Origin of the sequence: Desulfotignum balticum DSM 7044, from assembly GCF_000421285.1 — a bacterium.
In the GTDB taxonomy this organism is placed as follows: Bacteria; Desulfobacterota; Desulfobacteria; order Desulfobacterales; family Desulfobacteraceae; genus Desulfotignum; species Desulfotignum balticum.
Map to the genome: position 1 here is coordinate 4,175,942 of NZ_ATWO01000001.1, position 24,703 is coordinate 4,200,644.

General features: G+C 49.0%; 41 protein-coding genes. 4 read left to right on the forward strand and 37 right to left on the reverse strand.

All coding sequences use genetic code 11. The features are described 5' to 3' along the window. Positions 1–107 precede the first annotated feature (107 nt). From K365_RS0120870 to K365_RS0121045, 33 genes are all read right to left on the reverse strand, one after another. Positions 108–893 carry a PhzF family phenazine biosynthesis protein gene (locus K365_RS0120870; RefSeq protein ID WP_024336153.1) on the reverse strand — a complete coding sequence of 262 codons (786 nt, stop codon included), beginning with the start codon at positions 891–893 and terminating at the stop codon, positions 108–110. A 10-nt stretch (positions 894–903) separates the two neighbouring features. Next, the gene (locus K365_RS0120875) at positions 904–1,200 is read right to left on the reverse strand and encodes a hypothetical protein (protein WP_024336154.1); all 297 of its coding nucleotides are present in this window, start codon (positions 1,198–1,200) and stop codon (positions 904–906) included. Positions 1,201–1,243: 43 nt separating this feature from the next. Further along, positions 1,244–2,308 (reverse strand): PDDEXK nuclease domain-containing protein, encoded by a 1,065-nt coding sequence (locus tag K365_RS0120880; protein ID WP_006967988.1) that lies wholly within the window; start codon positions 2,306–2,308, stop codon positions 1,244–1,246. Positions 2,309–2,488: 180 nt separating this feature from the next. After that, positions 2,489–3,274: a PhzF family phenazine biosynthesis protein gene (locus tag K365_RS0120890; protein ID WP_024336155.1), complete on the reverse strand. Its 786-nt coding sequence runs from the start codon at positions 3,272–3,274 to the stop codon at positions 2,489–2,491. A gap of 10 nt (positions 3,275–3,284) precedes the next feature. Further along, entirely contained in the window at positions 3,285–3,641 is a 357-nt protein-coding gene (locus K365_RS0120895; protein WP_024336156.1) for a hypothetical protein, read from the reverse strand. 135 nt (positions 3,642–3,776) lie between these two features. Beyond that, positions 3,777–4,334 (reverse strand): hypothetical protein, encoded by a 558-nt coding sequence (locus tag K365_RS0120900; protein ID WP_024336157.1) that lies wholly within the window; start codon positions 4,332–4,334, stop codon positions 3,777–3,779. Continuing rightward, positions 4,331–4,936: a ComF family protein gene (locus tag K365_RS0120905; protein WP_051147881.1), complete on the reverse strand. Its 606-nt coding sequence runs from the start codon at positions 4,934–4,936 to the stop codon at positions 4,331–4,333. The genes K365_RS0120900 and K365_RS0120905 overlap by 4 nt, the downstream gene beginning before the upstream one ends. A gap of 156 nt (positions 4,937–5,092) precedes the next feature. Further along, a complete protein-coding gene (locus K365_RS29500) occupies positions 5,093–5,287 on the reverse strand; it encodes a helix-turn-helix domain-containing protein (protein ID WP_024336159.1) in 195 nt (64 codons plus the stop codon). A 24-nt stretch (positions 5,288–5,311) separates the two neighbouring features. Beyond that, positions 5,312–5,581, reverse strand: coding sequence for a DUF1016 N-terminal domain-containing protein (locus K365_RS27565; RefSeq protein ID WP_245569228.1), 270 nt, complete (start codon positions 5,579–5,581; stop codon positions 5,312–5,314). 82 nt (positions 5,582–5,663) lie between these two features. Next, positions 5,664–6,341: a DUF6946 family protein gene (locus K365_RS0120925; protein ID WP_024336161.1), complete on the reverse strand. Its 678-nt coding sequence runs from the start codon at positions 6,339–6,341 to the stop codon at positions 5,664–5,666. An 81-nt stretch (positions 6,342–6,422) separates the two neighbouring features. Then, positions 6,423–7,208 (reverse strand): PhzF family phenazine biosynthesis protein, encoded by a 786-nt coding sequence (locus K365_RS0120930; RefSeq protein WP_024336162.1) that lies wholly within the window; start codon positions 7,206–7,208, stop codon positions 6,423–6,425. 216 nt (positions 7,209–7,424) lie between these two features. Continuing rightward, the gene (locus K365_RS0120940; RefSeq protein ID WP_024336163.1) at positions 7,425–7,856 is read right to left on the reverse strand and encodes a glycoside hydrolase family protein; all 432 of its coding nucleotides are present in this window, start codon (positions 7,854–7,856) and stop codon (positions 7,425–7,427) included. A 24-nt stretch (positions 7,857–7,880) separates the two neighbouring features. Continuing rightward, the gene (locus tag K365_RS29505) at positions 7,881–7,940 is read right to left on the reverse strand and encodes a hypothetical protein (RefSeq protein WP_353740182.1); all 60 of its coding nucleotides are present in this window, start codon (positions 7,938–7,940) and stop codon (positions 7,881–7,883) included. After that, positions 7,937–8,521: a GNAT family N-acetyltransferase gene (locus K365_RS26860; RefSeq protein WP_024336164.1), complete on the reverse strand. Its 585-nt coding sequence runs from the start codon at positions 8,519–8,521 to the stop codon at positions 7,937–7,939. Before K365_RS26860 ends, K365_RS29505 begins: the two co-directional genes overlap by 4 nt. A 251-nt stretch (positions 8,522–8,772) precedes the next feature. Beyond that, positions 8,773–9,087: a cupin domain-containing protein gene (locus K365_RS0120950; protein WP_024336165.1), complete on the reverse strand. Its 315-nt coding sequence runs from the start codon at positions 9,085–9,087 to the stop codon at positions 8,773–8,775. 19 nt (positions 9,088–9,106) lie between these two features. After that, complete coding sequence (locus K365_RS0120955) at positions 9,107–9,454, reverse strand: HVO_A0114 family putative DNA-binding protein (protein ID WP_024336166.1); 348 nt, start codon at positions 9,452–9,454, stop codon at positions 9,107–9,109. Positions 9,455–9,500: 46 nt separating this feature from the next. Continuing rightward, positions 9,501–10,967 (reverse strand): esterase/lipase family protein, encoded by a 1,467-nt coding sequence (locus K365_RS0120960; protein ID WP_024336167.1) that lies wholly within the window; start codon positions 10,965–10,967, stop codon positions 9,501–9,503. Positions 10,968–11,199: 232 nt separating this feature from the next. Beyond that, entirely contained in the window at positions 11,200–11,421 is a 222-nt protein-coding gene (locus tag K365_RS0120965) for a CopG family antitoxin (protein ID WP_245569229.1), read from the reverse strand. Then, a complete protein-coding gene (locus K365_RS0120970) occupies positions 11,418–11,708 on the reverse strand; it encodes a BrnT family toxin (protein WP_024336169.1) in 291 nt (96 codons plus the stop codon). The genes K365_RS0120965 and K365_RS0120970 overlap by 4 nt, the downstream gene beginning before the upstream one ends. A gap of 285 nt (positions 11,709–11,993) precedes the next feature. Further along, positions 11,994–12,122: a glycoside hydrolase family protein gene (locus tag K365_RS29175; RefSeq protein WP_281167802.1), complete on the reverse strand. Its 129-nt coding sequence runs from the start codon at positions 12,120–12,122 to the stop codon at positions 11,994–11,996. Positions 12,123–12,242: 120 nt separating this feature from the next. Beyond that, positions 12,243–12,644, reverse strand: a complete 402-nt coding sequence (locus tag K365_RS0120985) for a type II toxin-antitoxin system VapC family toxin (RefSeq protein ID WP_024336170.1) — start codon at positions 12,642–12,644, stop codon at positions 12,243–12,245. Beyond that, positions 12,622–12,918 carry a type II toxin-antitoxin system Phd/YefM family antitoxin gene (locus tag K365_RS0120990; RefSeq protein WP_337833245.1) on the reverse strand — a complete coding sequence of 99 codons (297 nt, stop codon included), beginning with the start codon at positions 12,916–12,918 and terminating at the stop codon, positions 12,622–12,624. Before K365_RS0120990 ends, K365_RS0120985 begins: the two co-directional genes overlap by 23 nt. A gap of 37 nt (positions 12,919–12,955) precedes the next feature. Continuing rightward, positions 12,956–13,291: an HVO_A0114 family putative DNA-binding protein gene (locus tag K365_RS0120995; RefSeq protein ID WP_024336172.1), complete on the reverse strand. Its 336-nt coding sequence runs from the start codon at positions 13,289–13,291 to the stop codon at positions 12,956–12,958. A gap of 143 nt (positions 13,292–13,434) precedes the next feature. Continuing rightward, a complete protein-coding gene (locus tag K365_RS0121005; RefSeq protein ID WP_024336173.1) occupies positions 13,435–13,662 on the reverse strand; it encodes a KilA-N domain-containing protein in 228 nt (75 codons plus the stop codon). A 412-nt stretch (positions 13,663–14,074) separates the two neighbouring features. Next, positions 14,075–15,052, reverse strand: a complete 978-nt coding sequence (locus tag K365_RS0121015; RefSeq protein WP_024336174.1) for a nucleotidyl transferase AbiEii/AbiGii toxin family protein — start codon at positions 15,050–15,052, stop codon at positions 14,075–14,077. Then, positions 15,049–15,780, reverse strand: a complete 732-nt coding sequence (locus K365_RS0121020) for a DUF6088 family protein (RefSeq protein WP_024336175.1) — start codon at positions 15,778–15,780, stop codon at positions 15,049–15,051. Before K365_RS0121020 ends, K365_RS0121015 begins: the two co-directional genes overlap by 4 nt. Before the next feature lie 171 nt (positions 15,781–15,951). Beyond that, the gene (locus K365_RS27575) at positions 15,952–16,266 is read right to left on the reverse strand and encodes a HigA family addiction module antitoxin (protein WP_084489953.1); all 315 of its coding nucleotides are present in this window, start codon (positions 16,264–16,266) and stop codon (positions 15,952–15,954) included. Between the two features lie 157 nt (positions 16,267–16,423). Further along, on the reverse strand, positions 16,424–16,768 hold the full coding sequence (locus tag K365_RS0121025; protein ID WP_024336176.1) for a DsrE family protein: 345 nt from the start codon (positions 16,766–16,768) through the stop codon (positions 16,424–16,426). A gap of 42 nt (positions 16,769–16,810) precedes the next feature. Next, positions 16,811–17,239: a GNAT family N-acetyltransferase gene (locus tag K365_RS0121030; protein WP_029725657.1), complete on the reverse strand. Its 429-nt coding sequence runs from the start codon at positions 17,237–17,239 to the stop codon at positions 16,811–16,813. Positions 17,240–17,354: 115 nt separating this feature from the next. Beyond that, positions 17,355–17,633, reverse strand: coding sequence for a hypothetical protein (locus tag K365_RS28895; RefSeq protein ID WP_051147883.1), 279 nt, complete (start codon positions 17,631–17,633; stop codon positions 17,355–17,357). After that, a complete protein-coding gene (locus tag K365_RS26060; protein ID WP_051147884.1) occupies positions 17,572–18,375 on the reverse strand; it encodes a ParB N-terminal domain-containing protein in 804 nt (267 codons plus the stop codon). Before K365_RS26060 ends, K365_RS28895 begins: the two co-directional genes overlap by 62 nt. Positions 18,376–18,635: 260 nt before the next feature. After that, positions 18,636–18,995 carry a type II toxin-antitoxin system PemK/MazF family toxin gene (locus K365_RS0121040; protein WP_024336178.1) on the reverse strand — a complete coding sequence of 120 codons (360 nt, stop codon included), beginning with the start codon at positions 18,993–18,995 and terminating at the stop codon, positions 18,636–18,638. Then, positions 18,992–19,225, reverse strand: a complete 234-nt coding sequence (locus K365_RS0121045) for a hypothetical protein (RefSeq protein WP_024336179.1) — start codon at positions 19,223–19,225, stop codon at positions 18,992–18,994. Before K365_RS0121045 ends, K365_RS0121040 begins: the two co-directional genes overlap by 4 nt. Before the next feature lie 87 nt (positions 19,226–19,312). On the opposite strand from K365_RS0121045, the gene K365_RS28100 reads away from it, so the two are divergent. Both K365_RS28100 and K365_RS0121055 read left to right on the forward strand, forming a co-directional pair. Next, positions 19,313–19,462 (forward strand): hypothetical protein, encoded by a 150-nt coding sequence (locus tag K365_RS28100; protein ID WP_156887766.1) that lies wholly within the window; start codon positions 19,313–19,315, stop codon positions 19,460–19,462. A gap of 137 nt (positions 19,463–19,599) precedes the next feature. Further along, on the forward strand, positions 19,600–19,785 hold the full coding sequence (locus tag K365_RS0121055) for a type II toxin-antitoxin system TacA family antitoxin (protein WP_024336180.1): 186 nt from the start codon (positions 19,600–19,602) through the stop codon (positions 19,783–19,785). Here the strand turns inward: K365_RS0121055 and K365_RS0121060 are convergent. Further along, positions 19,767–21,149 carry an IS4 family transposase gene (locus tag K365_RS0121060; protein WP_435050810.1) on the reverse strand — a complete coding sequence of 461 codons (1,383 nt, stop codon included), beginning with the start codon at positions 21,147–21,149 and terminating at the stop codon, positions 19,767–19,769. The two genes, K365_RS0121055 and K365_RS0121060, sit on opposite strands and share 19 nt — an antisense overlap. A gap of 34 nt (positions 21,150–21,183) precedes the next feature. Between K365_RS0121060 and K365_RS29510 the strand changes: the two genes are divergently transcribed. Next, a complete protein-coding gene (locus tag K365_RS29510) occupies positions 21,184–21,405 on the forward strand; it encodes a type II toxin -antitoxin system TacA 1-like antitoxin (protein WP_353740183.1) in 222 nt (73 codons plus the stop codon). A gap of 239 nt (positions 21,406–21,644) precedes the next feature. On the opposite strand, the gene K365_RS0121075 is transcribed toward K365_RS29510, so the two are convergent. The 3 genes from K365_RS0121075 to K365_RS0121085 are packed head-to-tail and all read right to left on the reverse strand — an operon-like array spanning position 21,645 to position 23,977. Beyond that, a complete protein-coding gene (locus K365_RS0121075; RefSeq protein WP_024336182.1) occupies positions 21,645–22,247 on the reverse strand; it encodes a DUF3786 domain-containing protein in 603 nt (200 codons plus the stop codon). Positions 22,248–22,280: 33 nt separating this feature from the next. Continuing rightward, entirely contained in the window at positions 22,281–23,411 is a 1,131-nt protein-coding gene (locus tag K365_RS0121080) for a linear amide C-N hydrolase (RefSeq protein ID WP_024336183.1), read from the reverse strand. A gap of 26 nt (positions 23,412–23,437) precedes the next feature. Beyond that, positions 23,438–23,977: an LOG family protein gene (locus K365_RS0121085; RefSeq protein ID WP_006968030.1), complete on the reverse strand. Its 540-nt coding sequence runs from the start codon at positions 23,975–23,977 to the stop codon at positions 23,438–23,440. Positions 23,978–24,129: 152 nt separating this feature from the next. Here K365_RS0121085 and K365_RS0121090 point away from each other — a divergent pair, with 152 nt between their 5' ends. Then, positions 24,130–24,699, forward strand: coding sequence for a cupin domain-containing protein (locus K365_RS0121090; protein ID WP_006968031.1), 570 nt, complete (start codon positions 24,130–24,132; stop codon positions 24,697–24,699). Positions 24,700–24,703 lie beyond the last annotated feature (4 nt).

Sequence of the window (24,703 nt, forward strand, 5' to 3'; positions counted from 1 at the left end):
ATGATACGAAATTGCCTTGATAAGCATGGTCGATCCGTACCATATTGTGATCATAGCCGATGATGCGCTTTTCCGACAGTGTTTTTTCCGTCAGCCAGGCAGCCGATTCAAATCATTATCATCCCCTCCAGATAGAGTACTGCCCGGCCGGCAATCATGACACGGTCATGGGCAAGCCGGCAGAAAAGCTCTCCTCCCCGTTGGGAAACCTGCCGGGCATGAAGGTCATTTTTTCCCAGCTTCGATGCCCAAAAGGGAATCAGCACGCAGTGGGCAGAGCCGGTCACCGGGTCTTCGGGAACGCCCACCTTTGGCCCAAAGAACCGGGATACAAAATCGCAGTGATCTCCCGGCGCCGTAATAATGATTCCCCGGCAGTCCAGCTGTGCCAGCAGGGCAACATCCGGCTGCATTTTGGCCACGGTGGTTTCGCTGTCAAATACGGCCATCAGGTCTTCGGCTGATTCGTACACCTGTTGGGGCGCCTCACCCTGGGCGCGGCTGAGGGTATCAGACAGCTCACAGGCGGCTGGGGGGCGGGACGGAAAATCCATTTCAAGGAGATCCCCCTTTCGGGCAACTGTCAGCTGTCCGCTGTGGCGGGTGTCAAAAACGATCGTATCTTTGTTCCAGTGCCGGCAGTAAAACTGCACAAACGCGCTGGCCAGTGTGGCATGACCGCACAGGGCCACTTCTGTGACCGGGGTAAACCACCTGAGGTCAAAACCAGTGGTGTTTTGAACCAGAAAAGCGGTTTCTGACAGGTTGTTCTCAGCGGCAACCGCCTGCAGAACGGTATCGTCAAGCCATGTGTCCAGCAGGCAGACCGCGGCCGGATTGCCGGAAAAAACGGTGGCGGTGAACGCGTCAACCTGATACATCGGTATGTTCATTTTGTTCTCCTTAAAGCAGATGCCGGGTGGCGTTGCTGCGCTCATCCCGGACACGGAGCACCAGATCCCCCTGTTCCAGGTTCTTTGACGGCAGGGGGAAGCGGATGTTGTCATTGCGGGGATAGCGTTTGCCCGTGGCGGGGAGATCGCTGTCGAGCCCGGCCCATTTGGCCCGCACCTGGGTGGAGCCGAGATTGAAGCCATAGTAAGGCCGGTCCACCGTGGACTCCACAGCCCCCTGGCTTCCGGCATACCCCCGCACGTAAATGATGGGAGGGTCGAAAACATCTATGTCCTTTTGCAACATATCTGTTTGATCTTGAACTGTAAAGCCTTCTTGGTTTCCAACGTCATTCGTCCTCTGCTCTCCTGTTTTCCAGGCGAAGCCGGGCCTTGGTGACGGCATCGTGCAGTTTCTGCTGCAACAGGGCTTTTTCCGGCAGAAGCGTGAGGTATTCAGCCACATGAATACCGGACTGTCCCAACTCCATCAGCTCCACCAGGTCCTGCTTTTTCCCGGCACAAAGGATAATACCCAGGGGTGATTTTTCTTCCGGATGCTGTTCATTTTTGGCAAGCCATCTGAGATACAGCTCCATTTGGCCTTTGTCCTGTGCCTTGAAATCCCCCAGCTTCAGGTCAATGGCAATCAACCGGTTCAGGTGCCGATGGTAAAACAGCAGGTCAATGTAATAATCGTCATTGTCCAGTTGAAACCGTTTCTGGCGGGCCAAAAACGCGAATCCGCTGCCAAGCTCAAGCAAAAAATGCTCCAGTTCCCGTAAAATAGCATCCTCAATATCTTTCTCCACGTACCGGTCCTGGAGTCCCAAAAAGTCAAGAAAATACGGGTCACGGAAAACCAGATCCGCCGATAATTTATCAGTTTCCCGCAAGTCTCTCAGTTCCTGAACAATGACTTCATCGGGTTTTCTGGACAAGGCTGTGCGTTCAAAAAGCATGGCATCGATTTTTTTTCTCAGGGTTCGTACGCTCCAGCTTTCATGGCGGCACATTTCCGCATAAAATTCCCGTTTTAGAGGGTCTTGAATATAAATCAAGTCTTTGAAATGGCTCCAACTCAATTTTGCACACAGTGCCTGCAAAATATCAGGATCAGGAAAAACTTGTGCAAATTTAACCATGTAGGCCAGATTTCTTTCGCTCCACCCCTGTCCATAAGCTTCTGTTAATTTTGCAGCCAGTGTCTGCAAAATCTGTTTTCCGTATTCGGCCCGCTCATGGACCAGGATCTCTTTATGGATGCGCTGCCCAACCTGCCAGTAAAGAAGAGTCAAAGCCTTATTGACGGTAACTGCCACCTTGGAGCGCCCCGTTTCAATCAGGTTTTTGATATCCTGGAAAAGAGACTGAGATGGATCGTGATTCTTTATTTGTACGATATCTTCATTCATGCAGTTTCCCTCTCGACATGATAACCAAAAGCTTCGATCCACATGGATTTCCGCTTGGCATAGGCGATTTCCGGTCCGGATCCCTCAATCTGTTGAGGAAGGAATCCACAGTGCCCGATAAAGGTTCCCACTGGACCCAGTTCAGTATCCCCTACATCCTTCAAAATTGCGGCTGAAGATTCAAATCTTTATCATCCCCTCCAGATAGAGTGCTGCCCGGCCGGCAATCCTTACACGGTCATGGGCAAGCCGGCAGAACAGCTCTCCGCCCCGTTGGGAAACCTGCCGGGCATGAAGGTCATTTTTGCCCAGCACTGATGCCCAAAAGGGAATCAGCACGCAGTGGGCAGAGCCTGTCACCGGGTCTTCGGGAACGCCCACCTTTGGCCCAAAGAACCGGGATACAAAATCGCAGTGTTCTCCCGGCGCCGTAATAATGATTCCCCGGCAGTCCAGCTGTGCCAGCAGGGCAATATCCGGCTGCATCCCGGCCACGGTGGTTTCGCTGTCAAATACGGCCATCAGGTCTTCGTCTGATTCATACACCTGCCGGGGCGCCTCACCCAGGGCACGGCTGAGGGTATCCGACAGCTCACAGGCGGCCGGGGGGCGGGATGGAAAATTCATTTCAAGGAGATCTCCCTTGCGGGCAACCGTCAGCGGTCCGCTGTGGCGGGTGTCAAAAACGATCGTGTCTTTGTTCCAGTTCTGGCAGTAAAACTGCACAAACGCGCTGGCCAGTGTGGCATGACTGCACAGGGCCACTTCCGTGACCGGGGTAAACCATCTGAGGTCAAAACCGGTGGTGTTTTGAACCAGAAACGCGGTTTCTGACAGGTTGTTCTCAGCGGCAACCGCCTGCAGGACGGTATCGTCAAGCCATGTGTCCAGCAGGCAGACAGCGGCCGGATTGCCGGAAAAAACGGTGGAGGTGAACGCGTCAACCTGATACATCGGTATGTTCATTTTGTTCTCCTTAAATCAGATGCCGGGTGCCGTCGCCGGCACGTTCCGAGGTCCGGTCATAGTAGCGAAAGATCCAGAGGGACCGGACAGGGAATCTGCCGGCTTCATACCGCTTGTCCTCGCCGTTGAGCAGCTCCACGGCCCCGTCATTGCCGGTCCGGGCAAAGAGATCTGTGTAGCCGTGGTCCTTGATCAAACGGACCAGGGGGCTTTCAAAGATGAAGAAGTCCGGATCACCGTCCGGGCCGGTACGCACCTGGGTGGAGCCGAGATTGAAGCCGTAGTACGGCCGGTCCACAGTGGACTCCACAGCCCACTGGCTTCCGGCGTATCCCCGCACGTAAATGATGGGCAGGTATTTTTCCATGGGTTCCTCCCTGAATTCCCCTTTGCATTGTGCCTGTCCATAGATGAGAAGGCCTGGTTTCCTCAGTTGAACGATGGTCTCGTACCGCAGGATATTGCGTGTTGAGAATGATCAGTTTTTTGAAGTTTGCCGGTCTTAGACTGGAAAAAGTTCCATTTGTTTGAGGGTGCTGATTTTACTTTTAATCCTAATCTTTTTGTCAGCCTTTTCCAAAGAGTTGTTATTCATGATTGAAACCAACTCCTCAAAATCAGAAAGATTGCAGACTTTTTTGAATCCTTTTAATTTGTTTATAAATACCAATGAATTTTTCTGTTGTTTCAACAATTCTAAAACATTGCTTAATGTTCCAGTACTCTTTGAATCCCAAACCATAAAACCGACATCACACGTTTTAGCCATCTGGAGATCTTTAGCTGTATAGAATAATCTTGCATTTGAGGTCTTATCTTCAACAACCACTCTATTTACAGGCCATTTGCCTATATTATTTCTCACGGTGTTTCCGCTGCAAAAAACTGTTACATTTTTATATTCTTTTTGTTTCAATAATCTTTGGATTGAACTATCCACTCCACTTGCATCTCCGACGATCACTTTATGATTTCTTTTGATTATACTGTCAATCTTTTGAACAATTTTTTTGTCCAAATTTTTGATCCCCATAGAACCTGAAATAAAAACAGTTGTCATAACCATCTCGTCCTTGAAAACGCTCCTACATAAATATTATTAACCTTATTATAGGTTTTTAATATATCGGTAGCAACCCCTAAAGAGGCACCTGATGCGTACAAGTCATCTATGATGAGAAAATCCCATTTCCCATCGTTAGTGATTTCATCGTTAATGCTTAATGCTCCCTTCAGGGCATTTTCTTTATCTTCTTTTGTGACCAAATCTTTCATAAGGGGTGTCGTAATATTTTTGACCAGGATTTTTTCAAAGAAAGGTTTATCCAATTTTTTGGCAACAGCCTTTGCCAGGAGTGTAAGGGGTTGAACAGTCCTGTTTTTCGAAGGTGGCATTGGAATCACAAGCCCTACATTTTTAAAAAATCCACCCAAATTTTCAACAAAGGCCGAAGATAGAACGTCAATTTGTGACAAGTCATTTCGATATTTTAATTGAAAAATGGCTTCACCGACTTCAGTCCTTACAGTATCAAATCGATCATGGCCAAATTGGTCTGTACCTAAAAATTCTGAATAATCAACATGCTTATCTAAAACAAAACCCAGTTTCCAACTACCCTCGATTTTTTGAATATTTACTTTCATATATATATGTGTCATCCCCTCCAGATAAAGGGCAGCCCGGCCGGGGGCTGACCAGTCAAACAACGATCAAACAAAAATCTTTTTTTTCATCAAGGCCGCAGCAGCAGGGTTTGAGGCGCAGGCCTTCATGGCGGGTCAGCTGGCGGATCATGTTTTCTTTGAACTGGTTCATTATGAAATTCTGTCTGCTTTGATATCAAGGATTTCAGCGATGCGCTCTGCCATTTCGGGTGAAAGCCTTCGCTTGCCTCGTTCATAGTCAGAAATCATGTTCGAGGGTGTCCCGGATTTTTTCGGTTCAGCCAATTTCCGAGACACTGTCTGGGAAATCTTTGATTCCATATAGGTTAGGTAAAAAAGACGCATGCTCTCCAGATTGTCCACGGAAAATCACCGGCCAAATCGTTTGCCCAGATCAGAGGAAAGCCTTTGCAGTAGTTGTTCCCCATAACCGGCAAGCTCTTTACCGGCCTGTTCAAACTCGATGATTCTTCTTCCAAGTTCCCAGTAGGTGGCAACCAGGACAGTATTGACCGCCCGGGCTGCCTGTTTTCTGGCTGCCGCCAGCAGAGTGGAAACTTCGCTGAGAAAATCCTGATAGCCGTCCGGAAGCTGTGGCAGTTCGGCCAGATTGGGAGTCTGTTTTGGAGAAAGGGTCATTTGCTTTTTCTTTTCATTCTTCATTCTGCAGCGACCTCTGTTTGATTTTTGGGGAGCATAGCTTCAGGGACATGTCCGGCTGCTATGTAGCCAGGAATTTTTCATTTCCGCATATCCAGCCGATATGAAGATGAACGCCTCCACGTTGCCCGGCATAAACGACACGATTGATTGCAGCTTCGGTACGCAACAACACTGCAAATGCCTCAAAATCCTGAAACCATTCACGGGTTGGGCTGAACGAGTGCACAAGCATAACAGCATGCGGGGCTCCGAAGCGTTTCGCCTCAATGACGGCAGACCCGGTGCGATGGATAAGCTGATACCTTATCGTGCCGGCCAAAGCTTCATTCAGATTCAGTTCACGGCGAAGGAACGCCAGTCGGGAAGCTTTCCCTTTAGATCCTTGCGCCAGCCAGTCTGACAGCGTTGGGCCAAATGGTTCCGATACCTTTCCTTCTAAAGCGATCGAGACTAAACCGCTGCTTGTTCGTGCCAGTGCCCATATATCATTCTGTGATGGCTTGGATCCTCCCACCAAAGGAACCTTGTGTTCTGGAATGGCTATAAGTAGTTGGATATCAAAAAGAAACTCGTTTTCGGAAAACGCCGCCTTTATTTCAGCAGGAAAGCCGTCAGCGCTTTGCCAGGAGTAAGCAAGCGTCCGCGCAGAGTATCCTGTCCTCCAATGTTTCACAGGATCAGCCAGTAGCTGTGCCCAATCCTCAGGTCCTTTAGCCGGTATATAAATGTTGCTCAACGGGTATTCCCTTTGATGATCTCATTGTTTGTATAAATCTGTTTATATCCAATACATCCTGTCAAAATTGCGGCTGAAGATTCAAATCTTTATCATCCCCTCCAGATAGAGTGCTGCCCGGCCGGCAATCCTGACACGGTCATGGGCAAGTTGGCAGAACAGCTCTCCGCCCCGTTGGGAAACCTGCCGGGCATGAAGGTCGTTTTTGTCCAGCACGGATGCCCAGTAGGGGATCAGCACGCAGTGGGCAGAGCCGGTCACCGGATCTTCGGGAACGCCCACCTTTGGCCCAAAGAACCGGGATACAAAATCGCAGTGATCTCCCGGTGCCGTAATAATGATTCCCCGCCAGTCCAGCTGTGCCAGCAGGGCAATATCCGGCTGCATCCCGGCCACGGTGGTTTCACTGTCAAATACGGCCATCAGGTCTTCGGCTGATTTGTACACCTGTTGGGGCGCCTCACCCAGAGCTCGGCTGAGGTTTTCAGATAGCTCACAGGCCGCTGGGGGGCGGGACGGAAAATCCATTTCAAGGAGATCCCCCTTTCGGGCAACCGTCAGCGGTCCGCTGTGGCGGGTGTCAAAAACGATCGTATCTTTGTTCCAGTGTTGGCAAAAAAACTGCACAAACGCGCTGGCCAGTGTGGCATGACCGCACAGGGCCACTTCTGTGACCGGGGTAAACCACCTGAGGTCAAAACCGGTGGTGTTTTGAACCAGAAACGCGGTTTCTGACAGGTTGTTCTCAGCGGCAACCGCCTGCAGGACGGCATCGTCAAGCCATGTGTCCAGCAGGCAGACAGCGGCCGGATTACCGGAAAAAACGGTGGAGGTGAAGGCGTCAACCTGATACATGGGTATGTTCATTTTGTTCTCCTTAAAGCTGATGCAGGGTGGGGTTGCTGCGCTCATCCCGGACACGGAGCACCAGATCCCCCTGGTCCAGGTTCTTTGATGGCAGCGGGAACCGGATGTTGTCATTGCGGGGATAGCGTTTGCCAGTGGCGGGAAGATCGCTGTCGAGCCCGGCCCATTTCTACAGCACCAGGCGATCGTCGCTGCCCGGCAGAATACTGCTGAGATTTAACCATCCGGCAGCTGTGCCGATGCCATCATGGCGGTCAGGGTTTCTGCACGTTTTCCCACCTGAAGGTACCACCGGGAGGCTTTCATTTGTGCGGCGGCCTGGGGGAAATTGCGGGCGTTGACGGCAGCGATCATTTTCTTGAACTGCCGGAACCTCCCCGGGCCCAGGTTGAACCGCATGTCCACCAGGACCTGCCGGACCGGTTCGGGGAGCGTGTCAAATGCATCGAACAGCGGTATGAGATCATCCAGGCATTCCTGGATGTCGTTTTCCAGCAGCATGACAGCTTCCTGTTTTGTGATGCCTTTGCCCTCCAGGTTTCTGCCGATGCCGATGGTGAGCTTGCCGGCCGGGCAAAGGTAGGGTTTGAGGCGCAGGCCTTCATGGCGGGTCAGCTGGCGGATCATGTTTTCTTTGAACCGGTTCATGGGATAAAATTGCTTTGGATGGCCTTATGCTGCATGGATGCCAAGTTTTTCAGCGAGCCGGACCTGCGTCAGGTTGGCTTTCAGTCTGGCCTGTTTCTAATATAGACCTCGCGATCTATATAATAAAACGGAAGCAGGCCATTACCTTTAGCCACAGATTCGTAGAGGTCAACATCTTTTTCATGCCTCATTCCGATTTTTTCCATTACACGGCGGGATGCAAAGTTTTCCCTGTCAGTTACCGCATGTACAAAATGAATCTCGGGCTTAATAAAAATCCAGTCAAGGCATGCAGAAAGCGCCTCTGTTACCAACCCTTTGGTCCACATGGATTTGCGCACGGCATAGGCGATTTCCGGTCCGGATCCCTCAATCTGTTCAGGAAGGAACCCACAGTACCCGATAAAGGTTCCCACTGGACCCAGTTCAGTATCCCCAATGCAAATAGCCCACACACCAAATCCAAGAGTATCCCAGGGCTTGATAAAATCATTGATATACCCTAAAGCAACTTCTTGCTGTCCCTCAAAAGTTGATACAGCGTCAGAATATGGCAGCCAGCGCATGACATCCATATCTGACATGATCGCATCGACCATGGCAGATTGGTCGGATTTAGACAAAGGTCTTAACGTCAATCGTTTTGTCTTTAAAGTTGGAATCAATTTTACCTTTTGTATAAATCTGTTTATAGCAAATGCCGGGTGGCGTTGCTGCGCTCATCCCGGACACGGAGCACCAGATCTCCCTGGTCCAGGTTCTTTGATGGCAATGGGAAGCGGATGTTGTCATTTCGGGGATAGCGTTTGCCCGTGGCGGGAAGATCGCTGTCGAGCCCAGTCCATAGTGGACTCCACGGCCCTACATCAAATAACGACAATTTTAAAAGCGTCCATCAGGTCATCAAGAGGAAAAATCAGTCGTAAAATACCGCCAGCCAGACCGTGACCCGGTCCGGATCTGTCCATTTAACCCGGTGTCTGACATGGGCGGGGATGTTGATACAGTCCCCTCTGCCCAAAGTGATTTCTCTGCCGTCTTCAAAAGCGATGATGCCGGATCCCTCCAGCACAACCACCCATTCATGCTCAGACTGGTCATACCATCCCTGTGCCGGCGACGACTGTCCCTTGGAGAGTATCCGCTCTATGCGTATATTGCCGCTTTTGAGCAGATCGTCAAAAAGTTCTTCTTCAAAGGCATCCGGTATGGATGCGAATATGTTTTTCATAATTTTCCTTTGGATGGCCTTATGCCGCATGCAGCAGAAACTCGACTTTAACCGCATCATATGGAAAAACGATACACCCTTTGTCCGTGCGAGCGAGTATGCCGGCATTCAGCAATGCCGTCACATCGCCGTGAACAGCCTTGACATCACGGCCGGCACGCCGGGCTGCTTCTCGAATTGATACAGGCCCCGCGCCGCAGAGGACCTTGAGTAATTCCCAGCGTTTTGCAGTCAATACCCGCCAGAGCAGCTCTGGAGACGCAAAGCTTATGCGGGCTGACTTCTCTGATTTTCCTGTGTTCCAGGCCTGTGTAAAATCTGCCATGGCATCGGCAGGTGTTCGAACATCAAGCGTCACTGTTTTCATTATTCCACCTTTCAATATCTTGCTGGAAATCAGCTGCAGCACAATGTTAGGTGGAGTTGCTGCGCTCATCCCGGACACGGAGCACCAGATCCCCCTGTTCCAGGTTCTTTGACGGCAGGGGGAAGCGGATGTTGTCATTGCGGGGATAGCGTTTGCCCGTGGCGGGAAGATCGCTGTCAAGCCCGGCCCATCTGGCCCGCACCAGGCGGCCTTCACCAGCGTCACTGTCCCGGATGCCCACGGTGAGGGTGTGCTGAAACAGGTGTTCACCAAAGTAGTGGCGGTCCCGCAGCACCCGGCGGTTGCGCACGTAAAGGGGTAGAACACGCAGCCGGATCTGAAAGTTGGAATAGCGGTCCTGGGCACTGGGCCGGTATGCCTTCATCAGATAGGTGCGGAACAGGGTTTCACATCCGGTCTCCAGGGCCCGGGCCGGGACGGTCAGGGCTGAGCCGTGCTCCTCGCGCTGGTCCGTCATCACGATCTGCTCACCGCGGATCAGCACCGTGGTCTCGATGAGCAGAAAGCGCAGATCCTCGTCGTTGCGCAGGGCATCTTTGAGGCGGACGTTTTCCAGGTCGATGCGCACGCTGGTGTCACCAAAGAGGAAGCGCTGGAGGTTCTGGTACCCTTCTTCCGAGTTGACAATGCCCAGCGGCCCGCTGTGACTGCAAAAGACAAAGGCACGGCTGCTGTCTTTGACATAGGCGTGGTCCATCTGCACCAGGCCGTCGCTGCCAGGTCCCACGGCCAGCCGGGCCAGGTTGTAGTCGGTGTGGTTGGTGCCGACCAGCGAGAAGACCCGGTCAACAGGAAAGTGTCCGCCGATTTCGTTCAGGCGGTTCGGGTCCCAATTCCTGGAGAAACCAAGGAACTCGCACATCCGGTCAGGGCCGAAGGTGTTGGAGTCATTGAGCCCGAGCAGGTCGCGCACGCTGGTCAAAAAGCCGAGACCGCGCCGGAAGTGAATGCCCCGGTGCGGTGTGGCATAGGTGAAGAGCCGGTCGATCTTTTTTGCGGCCTCCTTCTTTAAGACCCGCTGGATCAGGGAGCGGCAGATGAGCCCGCCCATGGAGTGTGCCACCAGGTGGACCCGGGGGGCACGGGTCTGCGCCAGGACAAAATCCACCAGGCAGCCCAGGTTTTCCCCCAGGGTCTCGATGACATCCCGGGTGCCGTCACCGGCCCGTTCCGAAGTCCGGTCATAGTAGCGAAAGATCCAGAGGGACCGGACAGGGAATCTGCCGGTTTCATACCGCTTGTCCTCGCCGTTGAGCAGCTCCACTGCCCCGCCATTGCCGGTCCGGGCAAAGAGATCCGTATAGCCGTGGTCCTTGATCAAACGGACCAGGGGGCTTTCAAAGATGAAGAAGTCCGGATCACCATCCGGGCCGGTGCGCACCTGGGTGGAGCCGAGATTGAAGCCGTAGTACGGCCGGTCCACAGTGGACTCCACAGCCCCCTGGCTTCCGGCGTACCCCCGCACGTAAATGATGGGCAGGTATTTTTCCATGGGTTCCTCCTTTTGCGTTCAGGTAAAATTACGGCCGAAGATTTAATTCTTTATCATCCAGGACCTTGCTGGCCAGTCAAACGACTGAAAACAAAACAACTGTCTGATTTTATACAACTTATGTAAAATCCCACACTTTAAGAAAGGCGCCCAGTCAAACAACGATCAAACAACAATCATTTTTGGATCATGCCCGGGTCAGACCATCGGGGCACATTAAAAATGCAATATCTTACTGGGTCCAGTTTATAGACAGTTTTCTGTTGGATTGAACACAGTCTCGTAAATAAAGATTAATCAAATTCTGGTAGGGAACACCTGTTTCCTCCGCCTGCTTTTTGAAATAATCTATAATATCTACACCAATTCGAATGGTAACCTGCTTTTTCAGATTCCTGGCATAAGGATTTTTACGGCTTTTCATATTTTCAAAATCATATTCTTTTCTCATCATGGCCTCCTGAAATACACTTTTTGTTCTTTCCTGGTTGCCTTTCTTGCAGAAATGATACGAATCATTGACTCATCACTGCGATAACAATGGCAAACAACCAAGACTTCAAGCTTTTGGCTGAAACCTAAAAGTAAAAATCTCTCTTCATCAATGGAATGATCTGGATCGTCAAATTGAATTGCACTTTCATCGAAGAAGACAGTTTGTGCTTCTTCAAAGGTTACACCATGTTTCGTAAGATTGGTTTTATTTTTGGTATCATCCCATTCAAAGATTAATTTTTTCATAATTATACTGTAAATATATTATAATTATATGTCAAATTGATTATGCAGAATTTTTTAATACAGAACAAATTATTGTGGTACTCTGTTCGATCTTGAACACCAGAATGGGCAGCCGAAAAATAAAAGGGTCACAGGCGGCCGTGGCCGGCGTCGCTGTCCCGGAAGCCCACGGTGAGGGTGTGCTGGAACAGGTTTTCACATCCCGTTTCCAGGGCCTGTGCCAAAGGTGTCGGCGCCATCGAGCCCGAGCAGGTCCCGCACGCAGGTCATACCGAGGATTCCGGGTCATCCGGCAGCTGTGCCGATGCCATCATGGCGGTCAGGGTTTCTGCCGATGCCGATGGTGAGTTTGCCTGCCGGGCAAAGGTAGGGTTTGAGGCGCAGGCCTTCATGGCGGGTCAGCTGGCGGATCATGTTTTCTTTGAACCGGCTTATGGGATAAAATTCCTTTGGATGGCCTTATGCTGCATGCAGCAGAAACTCGACTTTCACCGCATCATAGGGGAAAACGGTACGCCCTTTGTCCGCTTTTTGCTACCATATCACTGTCAGCGGTTCCAGATGTTGAAGTTTATTGTCCGCAGTGATCAGCGGTGCATTGTGATGAATTGCCGTGGCTGCAATCAGCCGGTCGGCAGGATCATTATGATGAAAAAAGTCTTCCTGGGACAGGGATGCTATTTCCGGTGTAATCGGCCAGACAGTCAAGGATAAAGCCAGACACAGATCCGTCATGTACTGTACCGAAGAGATGTCGTTCCGCAATCGGCCGGAATGCATCAGCATGGCAATTTCCCAGAAGGAGATATCTGAACAGGCAAGGGTTTTGTCATCCAATCCGGTTTCAATGGCGGACTGGGCCGCATTGCTCAGGCGCATCGGGTCATCCTGCCAGAAGATCAGAATATGGGTATCACAAATTATCCGCGTCGGCATGCCATTCTCCCCCGACAGGTTCTATAATGTCTCCTTTGATCATTGTCCCCCGTAATTTCATGAGCCGGTTGTGGGCCTCTGTTACAGCATCGGATTCAGGGACAAGGCGGGCAATTTTTTTTCCATGGCTTGTTATCAGAAATTCAACCCCATTTTGTACCTGTTTCATATAATGTGGAAGATGGTTGCGGAACTCCGTTATATTTACTTGCGGCATCCTCACCTCCAGTTGGAACGTTATTTCTGTACATATTTTATGTACAGAATAATCCATGCGCTGTCTTTTGTCAATTTTTGTTTTGGCTGTCTTCTCAGGTTATTCCGGCTTTCACCTCATCATAGGGGAAAACGATACGCCCTTTGTCCGTGCGGGTGAGTATGCCGGCATTCAGCAGTGCCGTCACATCACTGTGAACGGCCTTGACATCACGGCCGGCACGGCGGGCTGCTTCTCGAATTGATACAGACCCCGCGCCGCAGAGAATCTTGAGTAATTCCCAGCGTTTTGCGGTCAATACCCGCCAGAGCAACTCCGGGGACGCAAAGCTGATGCGGTCTGACTTCTCTGATTTTCCTGTGTTCCAGGCCTGTGTAAAATCCGCCATGGCATCGGCAGGTGTGCGAACATCAAGGATCACAGTTTTCATGGTTCCACCTCTCAATATCCTGCTGGAAGTCAGCGATCAGCTGTTCCGGTGTCGTGAACTGGTATGCATTTTCTTTTCCTTCAAAATGCCGATTCAGAATAGATGATTCGTGTGCAAATGAGTTTTTCTGCTTTCATGTTGAATTATATAAAGTGGTCGAATTCGACCCCTTTAAAACCCAGGTTGTTCAATTTTTCCCATAACCCAATAAATTCAATGGTATTTTTGCTGCGCATCCAGTTTTTGACCACATCCTTTGGTTCGTCCGGATTCTTATATCTGGCAATATCCGTAAGGGACAGGTAGTCGTTCTGGTTAATTTCAAAGATTGTAATTTCAGTTCCCTTTACCTCAATCTTTTCACCTTTCATGTCATTTGCCCCTTAGCTTATTGGTTATCGAAATCCTTACTGACCAGCTGGATAGACAATTCACTCAAATAGATCCCTATTTAGCTCAAGATGCCCGGGTCAGACCAAGGGGTCTGGTTCATCCGGCAGTCCAGCTGTGCCAGCAGGGCCACATCCGGCTGCATTTCGGCCACGGTGGTTTCGCTGTCAAATACGGCCATCAGGTCTTCGGCTTGTTCTCCTTAAAGCAGATGCCGGGTGGCGTTGTTGCGCTCATCCCGGACACGGAGCACCAGATCCCCCTGGTCCGAGTTTTTCGATAGCACCGGAAAGTTACCGGCACGGCACCAGATCAATGATCTATTGGTGGGATTCCGCAGACAGGATCGCTGCTATTTGGCCAGATATTTTTCACTTTAGGGCAACCCCAGGCCTATCTGCCGACTTGCCAATCAATTGGCTTTATTCTTTTGCTTATTTTACCCAAAGTATCAAGCAGGTCTGATTCCGACGGCAATTCCCCATAAACCATTTGTTTGAAAGATCCTTGATAAGCTTTCATGATAGGTGGCCACACCTTTTCAGGGGAATCAAAAATAATTGCTGAACCTGGATGATTCTTTAGCCACTCATTGTTGTTCTTGTAACCGACAAAATCATCCTCCCCAACCTTGACCAGCATCTTTATAAAATCGTTTTCATTAAAAAATGATAAAATCTCTTCATTTTTCAGCATAAGATGTAAGTCGTAAATATGTCGAACCTTGCTTGACAGGATCACATCACGATTTTCAACCTGTGAAAACCTGACAAGGCTCATGATTTTTTCGCACAAGGTGCGTTTAACGCTTAATGCCTGCACATTAAAGGCGGCCATATTGTGCTTTTTAATCAAATCTTCAGTGCCCGCATGGATCATAAAATCCAGGAGATAGCTACTGATTTTTTGCTTGGTGAATGGCTCAGAATTGCCAAGTAAAGAAGCCTCAAGTATTAAATGGTCAGCAACTTGCACCAGGTTGCTATCAAACACTTTGTCATACTGATGAACTGTTTTCCTGATATTGCCCCTTTTGTTTGTGTAGCCTTCAATATGCGTTTCAGGTAAAATCTTTTCAACAATCTTACTGACCATTTTCATTCTTTTTGAAAACTGATTTGTGGGCTCTCCTTTAACAGGAATGATAACCAGGTCAATATCCTCTGAAAACCTTTGTATGAGGTTGTGACATTTTGAAAGGCATGTCCCGCCTTTAAATACAACCAAATCAGAGATTTCCGATGAGAATATTTCAAGTAGAACCAAAGAAACCCAATAGTCTTTTTCTACATACACCTCCGGGATACCAATATGTTGCGCAGTCGCTTGAATCGCTTCCTGGAAAAGCTTTTTATCAAGATGTAGCTTCATTCAATATACCAGTTTTTAGAATTTGGAAGAATATCTTGAACTGCTCCAACACTGTATGAAGACAAAGGGTTCAAGCTTTCTTTTAAAGTAACCAATGCTTCTTTTTGTTCTATTTTCATTGATTCCAATAAAGCCCCTAAAAAAGCCCGGGCTCTGGGCGGATAGGCCAAAGCATACTTGAGCAAATCTTTTTTTTCACGGTCCGTCAATTCAGCGATTATGGCCTTGATGCGGTTTATTGCCGATTCTTCATTTAAATCAGGGATGTCCTTAAAATTTTTAAGGACATCAAGGATACCTAAAAGATTATAATTCTTGCTGTTAACATCTGCGTAGCTTTTTACAAATCGAACTTTTATGTTGCCAATTTTTGAAACAGGTTTTTTTGCCGTGCCGGCCAGATCAATATCTTTGGGTACCTGCGTTGTTAAACTCAGCTGGTTAAACAATGCTGCGCCAGTAATATAAGCAATCCTCTTTCTTCCGTTAAACAAATATGGTCGAAGCTGCTCACTTTCACTTGGACCTAATTCACCAAACGCTGTCGCTTTAGGCCTGTAGAAAACCCCGGTAGAAAGCCTTTTGACAGTCTTTTCTTTAACCAAACGACTTAAAGTCTTTGCAGCAGCGCCATACTCATTACGGGAAACCCCAAGATCAGAATACTTAAAGACTTTTCCAGGCTGAATACGATTCACTGTAGATTTAATTCTTGCGGCGACTTTCATAAGAACCTCATCTTAATACGTTGCTTTTCCAACAAAGAATAGGCTTTATTAAAGTGAATGTCAAGTTTTTAGATACAAATACTTGACAAAATTGGCTGCGGTTCGCTATGGCGGATGTCAAAGCTGATTGGGTTTTAGCCCAGTCTGGTTTATTGGATTGTTCGCTGTGTCTTATGCACTTGCATGAAGTTTTTCAGGTGAAACTGGAATGACTTTTTGCCAGTCTTTCGATTCATGTTCAGCCATCCACAGGTCATAATTTTTTTGTAAATCCATCCATAATTCTGGTGTCGTATCGAAAGCTCTGCCAAGACGAAGAGCCATGTCCGGAGTTATAGATCCCCGCTCATTTGTAATTTTTGATAATGTCTTTCGGGACACTCCAAGCGTAGATGCCATTTCTGTGACTGTTATGGACAATGGACGCAAATAATCTTCTTGAATAATTTTCCCTGGATGTGTTGGCTTACGTTTCATTCTATTCATATTTGCACCTCACTAATGATAATTATCATAGTCGACAACATAGGCATCACCATCAATAAACTTGAAAAATATTCTCCAGTTACCGGACACCTTGTTTTCATGGTTTCACCTCTCAATATCCTGCTGGAAGTCAGCGATCAAAAGTTGACAGGTTTTTTCAAATTGTCAGCAGCCTTTCTCCATTCTTTAAAACTTCCGTTAACGGGACGCCCCAATACTTGACCTCGATATTCAGTTTTTCCAGTGTTTCCGTAATGCCTAACTGATCTGCACAGGCTTTACAGGCTGTTACGTGAACACCCGCATCCTGTGCCTTTTTGATCTGTTCCTGGATATCTGTATTTTCATTCACCAGTTTGGCAGTCGCCCCCCAGATAATAAGGGTCACTTCTTCCCACCAGCCATGAACAAGAGAATTGACCGTATACATAAATACCATTTTTTCAGCTGTGATCAGGTTGTCATTGGTCCATAATACGTAAAGGTGTGTGTTTTCGCTCATCACTATTTTCCTTTTGTTTGAGGTTTTTGCCTCTCCTCTATGTTACCGAACACCGGGATCAGCTGCAGCACAATGCTGGCCTCTCAGGTCCAGTTTCCAATATACAACCCCGGGGAGCGGATTGTCATAATATGGTTTTGTGCGCACAAAACCCAATGATTCGTATAGATGGATGGCGGATTCCAACCGATCCAGTGTATCCAGGAGCATGGTAGAATAACCCAAACGAACGCCTTCCTGAATGAGCCGTCTGGCGATTTGACCGCCAGTGCCCAGGCTCCTTGCTTCGGCGCATACATAAAGCCGCTTCATCTCACAAGTGCGGTCCTGTATCGTACCCAATCTGCGCAAAGCACCGCAACCCACAGCCTTTTGCCCGTCCATGGCGAGCAGGAGTGTACCGGACGGCGGGGCATATTTTCCCGGAAGATTTGCCAGCTCTGATTCAAACTGCTGGAAACATAGATCCACATTCAGGAAAGCTTCGTATTCCCGGAACAGCCTCCGGACTTCCTGGATCTCTTTGGGTGATTTTGCGTAAATAATGGGCAGGTACAGCTGGCGGGTGCCTGTGATGGTTGCCTCCTTATATGTGTTTTGCGATTAAAAGGGTTCTGCTGACGGTGCCCAGGATCCGCTTGTCCTGCATTCTCTGCACCAGGGTGCCGCTGAGGCGTTCAGATGACAGAGGACATTCAATGCGGTGGGTGAGTTGCCATCCCGTTTCTGACAAAAGCGTATGAAAATCAAACAGGGTGATGGCGTGATCCGGAGATTCTTTTTTTGCCGGGGTGGATTCAAAATCACGCCAGTCTGCGTTGAGAAAGGCCAGGATGGCGCCGGGGCGGGATGGGGGCCAGATCAAAGGCCTGGCATTTGCGTTCAAACAGCAGGCACACATCCGGCACCACCCCGCCGCCGGCCATGGGGTCCATCACAAGATCCCCGGGGTCCGTGAAATAAAACAGGGTGTGGGCCACCAGCTGGGCCGGTATCCGGCCGGGCCAGTCCGTGCCGAACCGGTCGTCGCAGTCGTTGAAATACCATTGGTCCCAGGTGCGGAGCCCCCATCCCAGGCGGTTCAGGCGGAGGATCGTACTGTCCCTGCTGGCTTTCTGCCTGGCGTGGATGTCTTTGATCCAGTTGTTGACGGTCTGCTGAGTGACCCCGAGACTGCCGGCAAGCAGTTCCTCGGTCAGCCGACATTCGGGATCACGGGAAACAAAGTCTCTGGCCACCTGCCGTTTGTCCGTCTGACTGAGCCGGTCCCCGTGGCTGATATTGCGCCGGGCCGATTCCAGGAGCATGTCGTCTTTGCAGGTGGCATAATCCAGGGGCTGTTCCTGCCAGAGCACGGCCTCGATTTCCGTCAGGCCGAGGACCTTGTACGCACTCCACCGGTGGATCCCGTCAAGGATCAGCATCAGGATTTCGAACAGACGGGTGTTGGGGGCCGGATAATTGACCACAGGCTGGATGATGATGGGGGGAAATGTGCCCCCGGCCGTCAAAGCTTCGCCGTAGGCATCGATGGTCTGCTTTTTTCGGGCGCTCCGGGGATAGATGAAGTCGTCCCAGATGAGATCGGATATGTTGAATAATGGCATGAAAAAAATCGGATGGTTTTATGAGAGACAAAAGCTCCGCTCTGTCGGTTACAGGAGTAGTCGACCGATGGGGAGGCGATACTGTGTCCCTGTATAGTAAAAGAGATGTGAAAAGGCAATAGGGGAAACTACCTAAAATGCATAGGTAACACGCCTTAAAAACAAATGATTTTCTTTATGCTGAACCGCCGTGTGGTGCCGACCAGCGAAAAGGCCCGGGCAGTCAGCTGCACGCAAAGGTTCGCCCTGGGTATTTTGCCCTATGCATTCAGTTCAAAAACAACCTTTAAAGACTGGTTAATTTCCTGAACTTTGTCTACTGACAATCTCCCCCGGATTTTGACCAATCGATGACGATGATCGATTGGACGTGTCTGCAAACAGTCTGCTACCGATTTTTTAGATAAACCATTCTCTGATGAAGGAAAAATTTCAACATTGGTTTTTATTCGCGCTTTTTTTTCACTCCATTCAGTAATTGGAACCACTTGAATAACAGGAACTCTTTCATTATAAATATCGTTCGTCACAACGACACAAGGTCTGATTTTTCCAGTTTCAGACCCTTTTACCGGATCAAGATTGATGTCAATAATCATCCCTCTTTTCAGCATTGTCATTCCGGCCATCCGTTTAATGCCTTGTCGGTCAATTCTTTCAAATCATCATCTTCAGAATAAATTTCAGAATATAACTCAGCGGATTTTCTCAGACTTTCAAGTTCAAGTTCTTTCCTGAAATGCTCTATCGCCTCACGAAGCATCGCGCTTTTATCCTTAAATCCATAGACTTTAAACTTATTCAAAAACCGGGCCTGCGTTTCTTCAACACTGAATTTTGCCTGTAACATATACCCTCCTTTTGGGTACTCTTATTGGGTCCTTATTTGCAGACCTATTATAGTGACCAACACACCCAAAGTCAATAAAACTGGCGGATGACCCTGCACCCAAAAACAATCGTTGACACGACCCGGCTTGCAGATGCCCTGGCAATCCAGGAAGCGAAAATTCCCGCTGTGGCCGGAACCATACAAAATGGATACCGGGTGCGGGGAAACAGCCTCAGGGCCGGGGAAACTACCTAAAATGCATTGGTAAAACGCCTTGTATAATAAATTTTGAAAATGCGATATACGTTGCCAAAATGGCACCGAATGTTTATGATATAAAGGCCAGATAAAAATGGACCATAAAATACAAATAATCAGGAGAGAGACCCAAAATGAAAGCTGAAACAAAAACCGCCCGTGTCTCAGCACGGATATCACCAAGTGTCTATGAAACATTAACCGAGGCATCTGAAATCACGGGATCTACATTAAATCAATTTATAGTACACGCAGCGCTTGAAAAAGCCCAGGCTATTATTGAACATGAAAATCAAATCACTCAACTTTCGGTGGAGTAATTCCACACCTCCGATAAATGTTTCGATCTGTCAGTGAATCCAAAATGGTCAAGAGCTTGCCCCATCACTAGGTCGAGCATGTCTTGTATTATTTGTTCCGTTAATCCATAGAAGCGCTGTATGTATGCCATAGCCATCCGCATAATTCTTTCCAAAGAAACCATAAAAGTCAAATTGGCCATCTCTTCATTGCAGGCTCGGAAGAGCTCTCCAAACGATCGCTGATCCATGCGTTGCCGCTGATAAAGGCTGAGTATGTTATACCTGGCAATAACCAGAGATGTATGTGCGATTAACCCATCATAATTTCTGACCTGTATTTCTTTCACCAGTTTCAAATGCTGTTTGCACATTTTGAAAAAGACTTCGATGTCCCAACGTTTGCCGTACAGCCGAATTATCTCTTCATTGGGGAGGGACAGATCCGTCGACAATAATGCAAGCCAGCCCCTTTTTTTATCACAAGGAACAAAAACAACCTTTGCCTGTTTGCCATTGGAAAGCGTCACAATAGCCTGAGCTTTGACTTTTGCACGGCCCCGCTTTTTCTTCAATTTTTTGTACAGGTCAGACAGCCTGAGTTTCCTGCCCTGGTATTGGTAGAACCATTTTGGATGGTCTTTCAGCATACAGATAACGTGGATATGCTCACGAAGTGCTGCTATGGCAGAAGGCATTGAGAACCAACTATCCATCAGGACGTATTTGGCCCGAACACCATTATCAAGGGCTCTTTTGATCATCGGCACAAGATGCTCTGTTGTTTTTGTAATCGCTTCCAGGCGGCGGTGATACCCACAAGTTCTTTTATCGATATCAGGATTGATCTCATTGTATCGATTCTTCTTATCCGCTGAGGACAACAGGGCAAAGTCAAGACCGAGAAAACTGTTACCGTCAGACCAACCAAGTGTCAGCATCCGGAATCCTTTTATGTATTTCATGTCTGAATGATCAAATACCCGGGATAAAAGCTCTACTTTCTTGGAACGATTCCGATTATAGGTTGAGTCATCGAAAATAAGAACTTCCTCGGAGGCATCATCAAGGAGGTGCCTGATGGTGAAATAAATCCGGCGGAAAAGCAGGAGGGTAAACCGCCGCCAGTTGTATGTCGGTGAATTCAAAAAATTGTAGGCAGCATCCTTATCCACGATAACCTCTTTGTTTCTTACAATGCCTTGGTACAAATTTGTACTGCAAAAAGCCAGATTGAACAAGGCTGTGAAAATGGCAAGCGGAGATGCCCCTTTACTCTTCGTTATTCCCGACCTGTTCAAAAGAGTCCCAATTTTAAAAATTGAGAAGTATTCATTGAGGGCACCTATCTTTTTTAAATTTTGGGTTTGATTTTGTGTGTCGATGCAGTTAAAATTCATTTTAGCGAATTCCCTTTGTATGTGTGTTAGTTTATGGGTAAACAAAACATATCATACAAAGCGGAATTCGTCAATTTTTATTGCAAATACAAGGTGTTATAAATTTAGTTTGTTCATTTTTTATCACCGAAAGTTGAGTCAAATCAGGTTAAATAAACAATCAGCTGAACACCTGTTTACATTGATTGAAAATCCGCCAGAACCGAATCCCAAACTGGCCCAGGCAATGGAAATTATTTGATCGGGAATGCGGTAGAAAAAGTCATTGTTATTTCAGAGAATGTCGGAATAATCGGGCTCTTTGTCGACGCAAAAGATAATCAAGCCAAAGCATACTATGAGCAGTTCGGATTTATCTCCCTCAATGGAAACCCACTCATATTATTTCTTCCGATACAAACACTGGTTCAATACAAATAACGACAATATGCCCGACACGGTGGGCTGACGCTGACCGCTGTCGGATCATGTTTTTTTTCTCTATTGTCCCAGCTGTTCACACACGCCCACGGCCAGGGCATAGACAATATCCGATGCCAGATGGCGGGCAATGGTTTTGTCAAACAGCAGTTTCGCTTCTGTGGGAAATTCTTCATCCCCCTGCCAGAACAGCACGGCCACGGGCACCCGGGGGGTGATGAAAAACGAAAACGCCGCATCTGCCAGGGCCAGCCGGGTGCCGCCATACTGCTCACACCGGCGGGTGAATCCCTGGATATCTTCGTCAAACCGGGAGGCGATCCCATGGGTCGGAACCGCATGGGGGCCTCTGAAAAAAGTGCTGCCGCCGGGGATATCTTTTTCCGAGATCCATTGACCGGCCGGCGGAACCTCTGTGGCAGACAGGAGATAATGTACGGCAAACAGATCAAAATAAGGATGCAGCGGCTCCGGGTACGGGTCCGGATTGACACAAAAGATCCGGCCCTGCCGGGGATCCACAGCATATTCTCTTCCCCAGACGGTCAGCCCATAGATCCCGGCGGCCTCATCATACGTGCACACGGCCCGGCGGCAGACATCGGCCGGGTCCTGTTCTGCCAGCCGGGTAAAATACAATGGATCCACCAGATCATGATTCATTCGTCATCCTTTCTTTGAAAAATGCGGCCGGAGTTACTTTACTGCCAGTTTGCCTGTGATATCCCTGATATCCTGTTTGCGGTTTTCGTCAAGCGGGATGCTGCGCAAAGGCCCCTTGCTGAAATCAATTGTTTTTAAATCGATTTTCCTGATTCTGCGGTTGAACATGGTGTGATAATAGATAACCAGATTTTTTGTGTCCGTGACCACGGTATATTGTGTACCGGAAGGAAGTGATTTGCCCTTGTCCGCATTGCCTGCATCCGTTCCCTCGGACTGGCTGGCCGGAAGCTGGAAGCTGTCCAGGATTCTGAAAACTTCCTGCACCGTATCCAGCCCGCCATCGGTCGGGCGCGAGGTCTGGGAAAAAACAGTTGCGCGCACGAATCTGGACGGGGAGGTGAAATCTCCGGGCAGGCCGAGAAGCCCGGATCCTGCTGCCAGGGGTGTTATTTCCAGCTCACCCCATTTTTCAGCCTTAAAGGGCTTTTGGGACAAAAAACCGTAATTGCGCAGATTGGTCAAATGCCAGTCAAACGTCGGGTTGTTGGCAATCACGCCCACAGGATTGTCGAAAAATGTCACCTGACCGTCCTTGAATTCAATAACCATGCACTTTCCGCCGGGTTCGGTGACCATCAGATGCATGGGAACCGTTTTGTGCAGATCAGGATCCACCACGGCCACGACATGTTCCTGGGTCAGGCCGTCACGCACCTCTTCCAGGGTTGAAAAGCTCGAAAGGATGAAAGAAAGGACATCGCCCGGGGCCATTGATTGATCGGCTTTTTTGACGTCGAAATCAGCATACCCGGCAAAGCCGTCGTGATAAAAAAATCCCGCGGCCAGTCCTTTTTCGTTCAATCCGGTGCAGAAAACCCGGTCCATAAGCAGCGTGCCCGCAAACCCGTATTCTGCATCCCATTGCAGGCCAGTGTTTCCTTCCGGTGTTCTGCCCTGAAACGATGTGCCCCGGGCAATGACGGCAATCTTTGCATTGAGATCGAATTTCCCCCACTCCTGGGTCCGGCCGAAAACCGCGGTTCCGTCTTTTCCCACAAGACGCACCCCTGTACAGGCATGCGTCATTGCAGCAAATAAAAAAAATGTAAAAAACGCGCCCGCAACCGCAATTAAACAGATTTTAGCTTTTGAAAAATACATCAAATATTCCTTAAATTTTTAATTAATTAATTAATTAAGCGCCGGATCATTTCATCCGGGGTGTCTGCCCGCAAAACCACGTCCCTGTGGGGGGCTTTGAGAAATCCCTGGGCCTGAGCGCTGTCCAGAAGGGCATCTAAGGGGGCAAAATAATTATTGATATTGAGGAGCCCGAACGGCTTGGAATGGAACCCCAGAATGGACAGGGTATAGATCTCAAAAAATTCCTCGAACGTGCCGATCCCGCCCGGCAGGACCACAAACCCGTCAGACAGTTCCACCATTTTCATCTTTCGTTCATGCATGGTGGAAACCACATGCAGGCGGGTCAGCCCGGGATGGAAAATTTCCTTGTCCCGCAGGGCCTGGACCGTCACACCGATCACCCGGCCCCCGGCTTCCAGCGCACTGTCTGCCAACAGTTTCATCAGACCGGTGTTTGATCCGCCATACACGCAGGTCAGGCCATGTGCGGCCAGTTGCCTGCCCATTTCCGCCGCGGCCCGGGCATACACGGGGTTCACACCCGGACTGGACCCTAAAAAAATACAGATTGATTCCACCATTTCATGAAGCTCCCCGGAATTTATGTCAAGTGAATGAAAGCTATCAAAAGCCGCAGGAGATGACAACAGATAAACAGGATTTAACAGAGTTTTGACAAGCCCTTCGGATTGTATTATAAAGTTGATTTTTTCATGTATTTTTTGGAGATATTATGCAGACAGGAAAAATCAGCCAGCGCATTAAAACCTATATGGATAAACGCGGCATGGACATGGCCGGTCTGGCGGAGCAGACCGGGCTGACCGTCCCGTTTCTGGAAACCATGCTCACCAGAGACGTGTACCCGCCCCTGGGGCCGTTGATGAAGATCGCCAGAGCTTTGGGCGTGCGCCTGGGCACGTTCCTGGATGACCAGGGACAGGCCGACCCTTTTATTGTGCGGCACAGCACAAGAGCGGCCGAGTTCAGCGTGTCAGGGGTTTCCGGCAAATCCCCGGCCTTGAATTTCTATGCCCTGGGCACAGGCAAGATGGACCGGCACATGGAGCCGTTTTTCGTGGAGATCCTGCCGGAATCCGCCGAAGAAAAAACCTTGTCCTCCCATGAGGGAGAAGAGTTCATCGTGGTGACCCAGGGGCAGATCGAGGTGATCTACGGCAAGGAAACCCATATCCTGGGACCCGGGGATTCCATCTATTACAACTCGATTGTGCCCCATTACGTGAGCTGCCACGGGGACGAAAAAGCCGCCATCCACGCGGTCATCTATATACCGGAATAACCAG

What these genes read in the sequence shown, in the direction of transcription:
- K365_RS0120950 (WP_024336165.1), bottom strand. Translation starts at nt 9,087, where the DNA reads ATGAAAAACATATTCGCATCCATACCGGATGCCTTTGAAGAAGAACTT.
- K365_RS27575 (WP_084489953.1), bottom strand. Translation starts at nt 16,266, where the DNA reads ATGAATAGAATGAAACGTAAGCCAACACATCCAGGGAAAATTATTCAA.
- K365_RS0120990 (WP_337833245.1), bottom strand. Translation starts at nt 12,918, where the DNA reads ATGGATTATTCTGTACATAAAATATGTACAGAAATAACGTTCCAACTG.
- K365_RS0120900 (WP_024336157.1), bottom strand. Translation starts at nt 4,334, where the DNA reads ATGACAACTGTTTTTATTTCAGGTTCTATGGGGATCAAAAATTTGGAC.
- K365_RS0120905 (WP_051147881.1), bottom strand. Translation starts at nt 4,936, where the DNA reads ATGACACATATATATATGAAAGTAAATATTCAAAAAATCGAGGGTAGT.
- K365_RS0121085 (WP_006968030.1), bottom strand. Translation starts at nt 23,977, where the DNA reads ATGGTGGAATCAATCTGTATTTTTTTAGGGTCCAGTCCGGGTGTGAAC.
- K365_RS0120955 (WP_024336166.1), bottom strand. Translation starts at nt 9,454, where the DNA reads ATGAAAACAGTGACGCTTGATGTTCGAACACCTGCCGATGCCATGGCA.
- K365_RS0121075 (WP_024336182.1), bottom strand. Translation starts at nt 22,247, where the DNA reads ATGAATCATGATCTGGTGGATCCATTGTATTTTACCCGGCTGGCAGAA.
- K365_RS0120890 (WP_024336155.1), bottom strand. Translation starts at nt 3,274, where the DNA reads ATGAACATACCGATGTATCAGGTTGACGCGTTCACCTCCACCGTTTTT.
- K365_RS0120965 (WP_245569229.1), bottom strand. Translation starts at nt 11,421, where the DNA reads ATGATGAGAAAAGAATATGATTTTGAAAATATGAAAAGCCGTAAAAAT.
- K365_RS29510 (WP_353740183.1), top strand. Translation starts at nt 21,184, where the DNA reads ATGTGTGTTAGTTTATGGGTAAACAAAACATATCATACAAAGCGGAAT.
- K365_RS0120930 (WP_024336162.1), bottom strand. Translation starts at nt 7,208, where the DNA reads ATGAACATACCCATGTATCAGGTTGACGCCTTCACCTCCACCGTTTTT.
- K365_RS0121090 (WP_006968031.1), top strand. Translation starts at nt 24,130, where the DNA reads ATGCAGACAGGAAAAATCAGCCAGCGCATTAAAACCTATATGGATAAA.
- K365_RS0120895 (WP_024336156.1), bottom strand. Translation starts at nt 3,641, where the DNA reads ATGGAAAAATACCTGCCCATCATTTACGTGCGGGGATACGCCGGAAGC.
- K365_RS0121025 (WP_024336176.1), bottom strand. Translation starts at nt 16,768, where the DNA reads ATGAGCGAAAACACACACCTTTACGTATTATGGACCAATGACAACCTG.
- K365_RS0121005 (WP_024336173.1), bottom strand. Translation starts at nt 13,662, where the DNA reads ATGAAAGGTGAAAAGATTGAGGTAAAGGGAACTGAAATTACAATCTTT.
- K365_RS27565 (WP_245569228.1), bottom strand. Translation starts at nt 5,581, where the DNA reads ATGACCCTTTCTCCAAAACAGACTCCCAATCTGGCCGAACTGCCACAG.
- K365_RS0121020 (WP_024336175.1), bottom strand. Translation starts at nt 15,780, where the DNA reads ATGAAAGTCGCCGCAAGAATTAAATCTACAGTGAATCGTATTCAGCCT.
- K365_RS0120940 (WP_024336163.1), bottom strand. Translation starts at nt 7,856, where the DNA reads ATGAACCGGTTCAAAGAAAACATGATCCGCCAGCTGACCCGCCATGAA.
- K365_RS0120875 (WP_024336154.1), bottom strand. Translation starts at nt 1,200, where the DNA reads ATGTTGCAAAAGGACATAGATGTTTTCGACCCTCCCATCATTTACGTG.
- K365_RS29500 (WP_024336159.1), bottom strand. Translation starts at nt 5,287, where the DNA reads ATGCGTCTTTTTTACCTAACCTATATGGAATCAAAGATTTCCCAGACA.
- K365_RS0121055 (WP_024336180.1), top strand. Translation starts at nt 19,600, where the DNA reads ATGAAAGCTGAAACAAAAACCGCCCGTGTCTCAGCACGGATATCACCA.
- K365_RS0121045 (WP_024336179.1), bottom strand. Translation starts at nt 19,225, where the DNA reads ATGTTACAGGCAAAATTCAGTGTTGAAGAAACGCAGGCCCGGTTTTTG.
- K365_RS0121080 (WP_024336183.1), bottom strand. Translation starts at nt 23,411, where the DNA reads ATGTATTTTTCAAAAGCTAAAATCTGTTTAATTGCGGTTGCGGGCGCG.
- K365_RS0121015 (WP_024336174.1), bottom strand. Translation starts at nt 15,052, where the DNA reads ATGAAGCTACATCTTGATAAAAAGCTTTTCCAGGAAGCGATTCAAGCG.
- K365_RS0120870 (WP_024336153.1), bottom strand. Translation starts at nt 893, where the DNA reads ATGAACATACCGATGTATCAGGTTGACGCGTTCACCGCCACCGTTTTT.
- K365_RS0120995 (WP_024336172.1), bottom strand. Translation starts at nt 13,291, where the DNA reads ATGAAAACTGTGATCCTTGATGTTCGCACACCTGCCGATGCCATGGCG.
- K365_RS0120960 (WP_024336167.1), bottom strand. Translation starts at nt 10,967, where the DNA reads ATGGAAAAATACCTGCCCATCATTTACGTGCGGGGGTACGCCGGAAGC.
- K365_RS0120985 (WP_024336170.1), bottom strand. Translation starts at nt 12,644, where the DNA reads ATGCCGACGCGGATAATTTGTGATACCCATATTCTGATCTTCTGGCAG.
- K365_RS0120970 (WP_024336169.1), bottom strand. Translation starts at nt 11,708, where the DNA reads ATGAAAAAATTAATCTTTGAATGGGATGATACCAAAAATAAAACCAAT.
- K365_RS26060 (WP_051147884.1), bottom strand. Translation starts at nt 18,375, where the DNA reads ATGCCATTATTCAACATATCCGATCTCATCTGGGACGACTTCATCTAT.
- K365_RS28100 (WP_156887766.1), top strand. Translation starts at nt 19,313, where the DNA reads ATGACCCTGCACCCAAAAACAATCGTTGACACGACCCGGCTTGCAGAT.
- K365_RS29175 (WP_281167802.1), bottom strand. Translation starts at nt 12,122, where the DNA reads ATGATCCGCCAGCTGACCCGCCATGAAGGCCTGCGCCTCAAACCCTAC.
- K365_RS0121040 (WP_024336178.1), bottom strand. Translation starts at nt 18,995, where the DNA reads ATGACAATGCTGAAAAGAGGGATGATTATTGACATCAATCTTGATCCG.
- K365_RS0120880 (WP_006967988.1), bottom strand. Translation starts at nt 2,308, where the DNA reads ATGAATGAAGATATCGTACAAATAAAGAATCACGATCCATCTCAGTCT.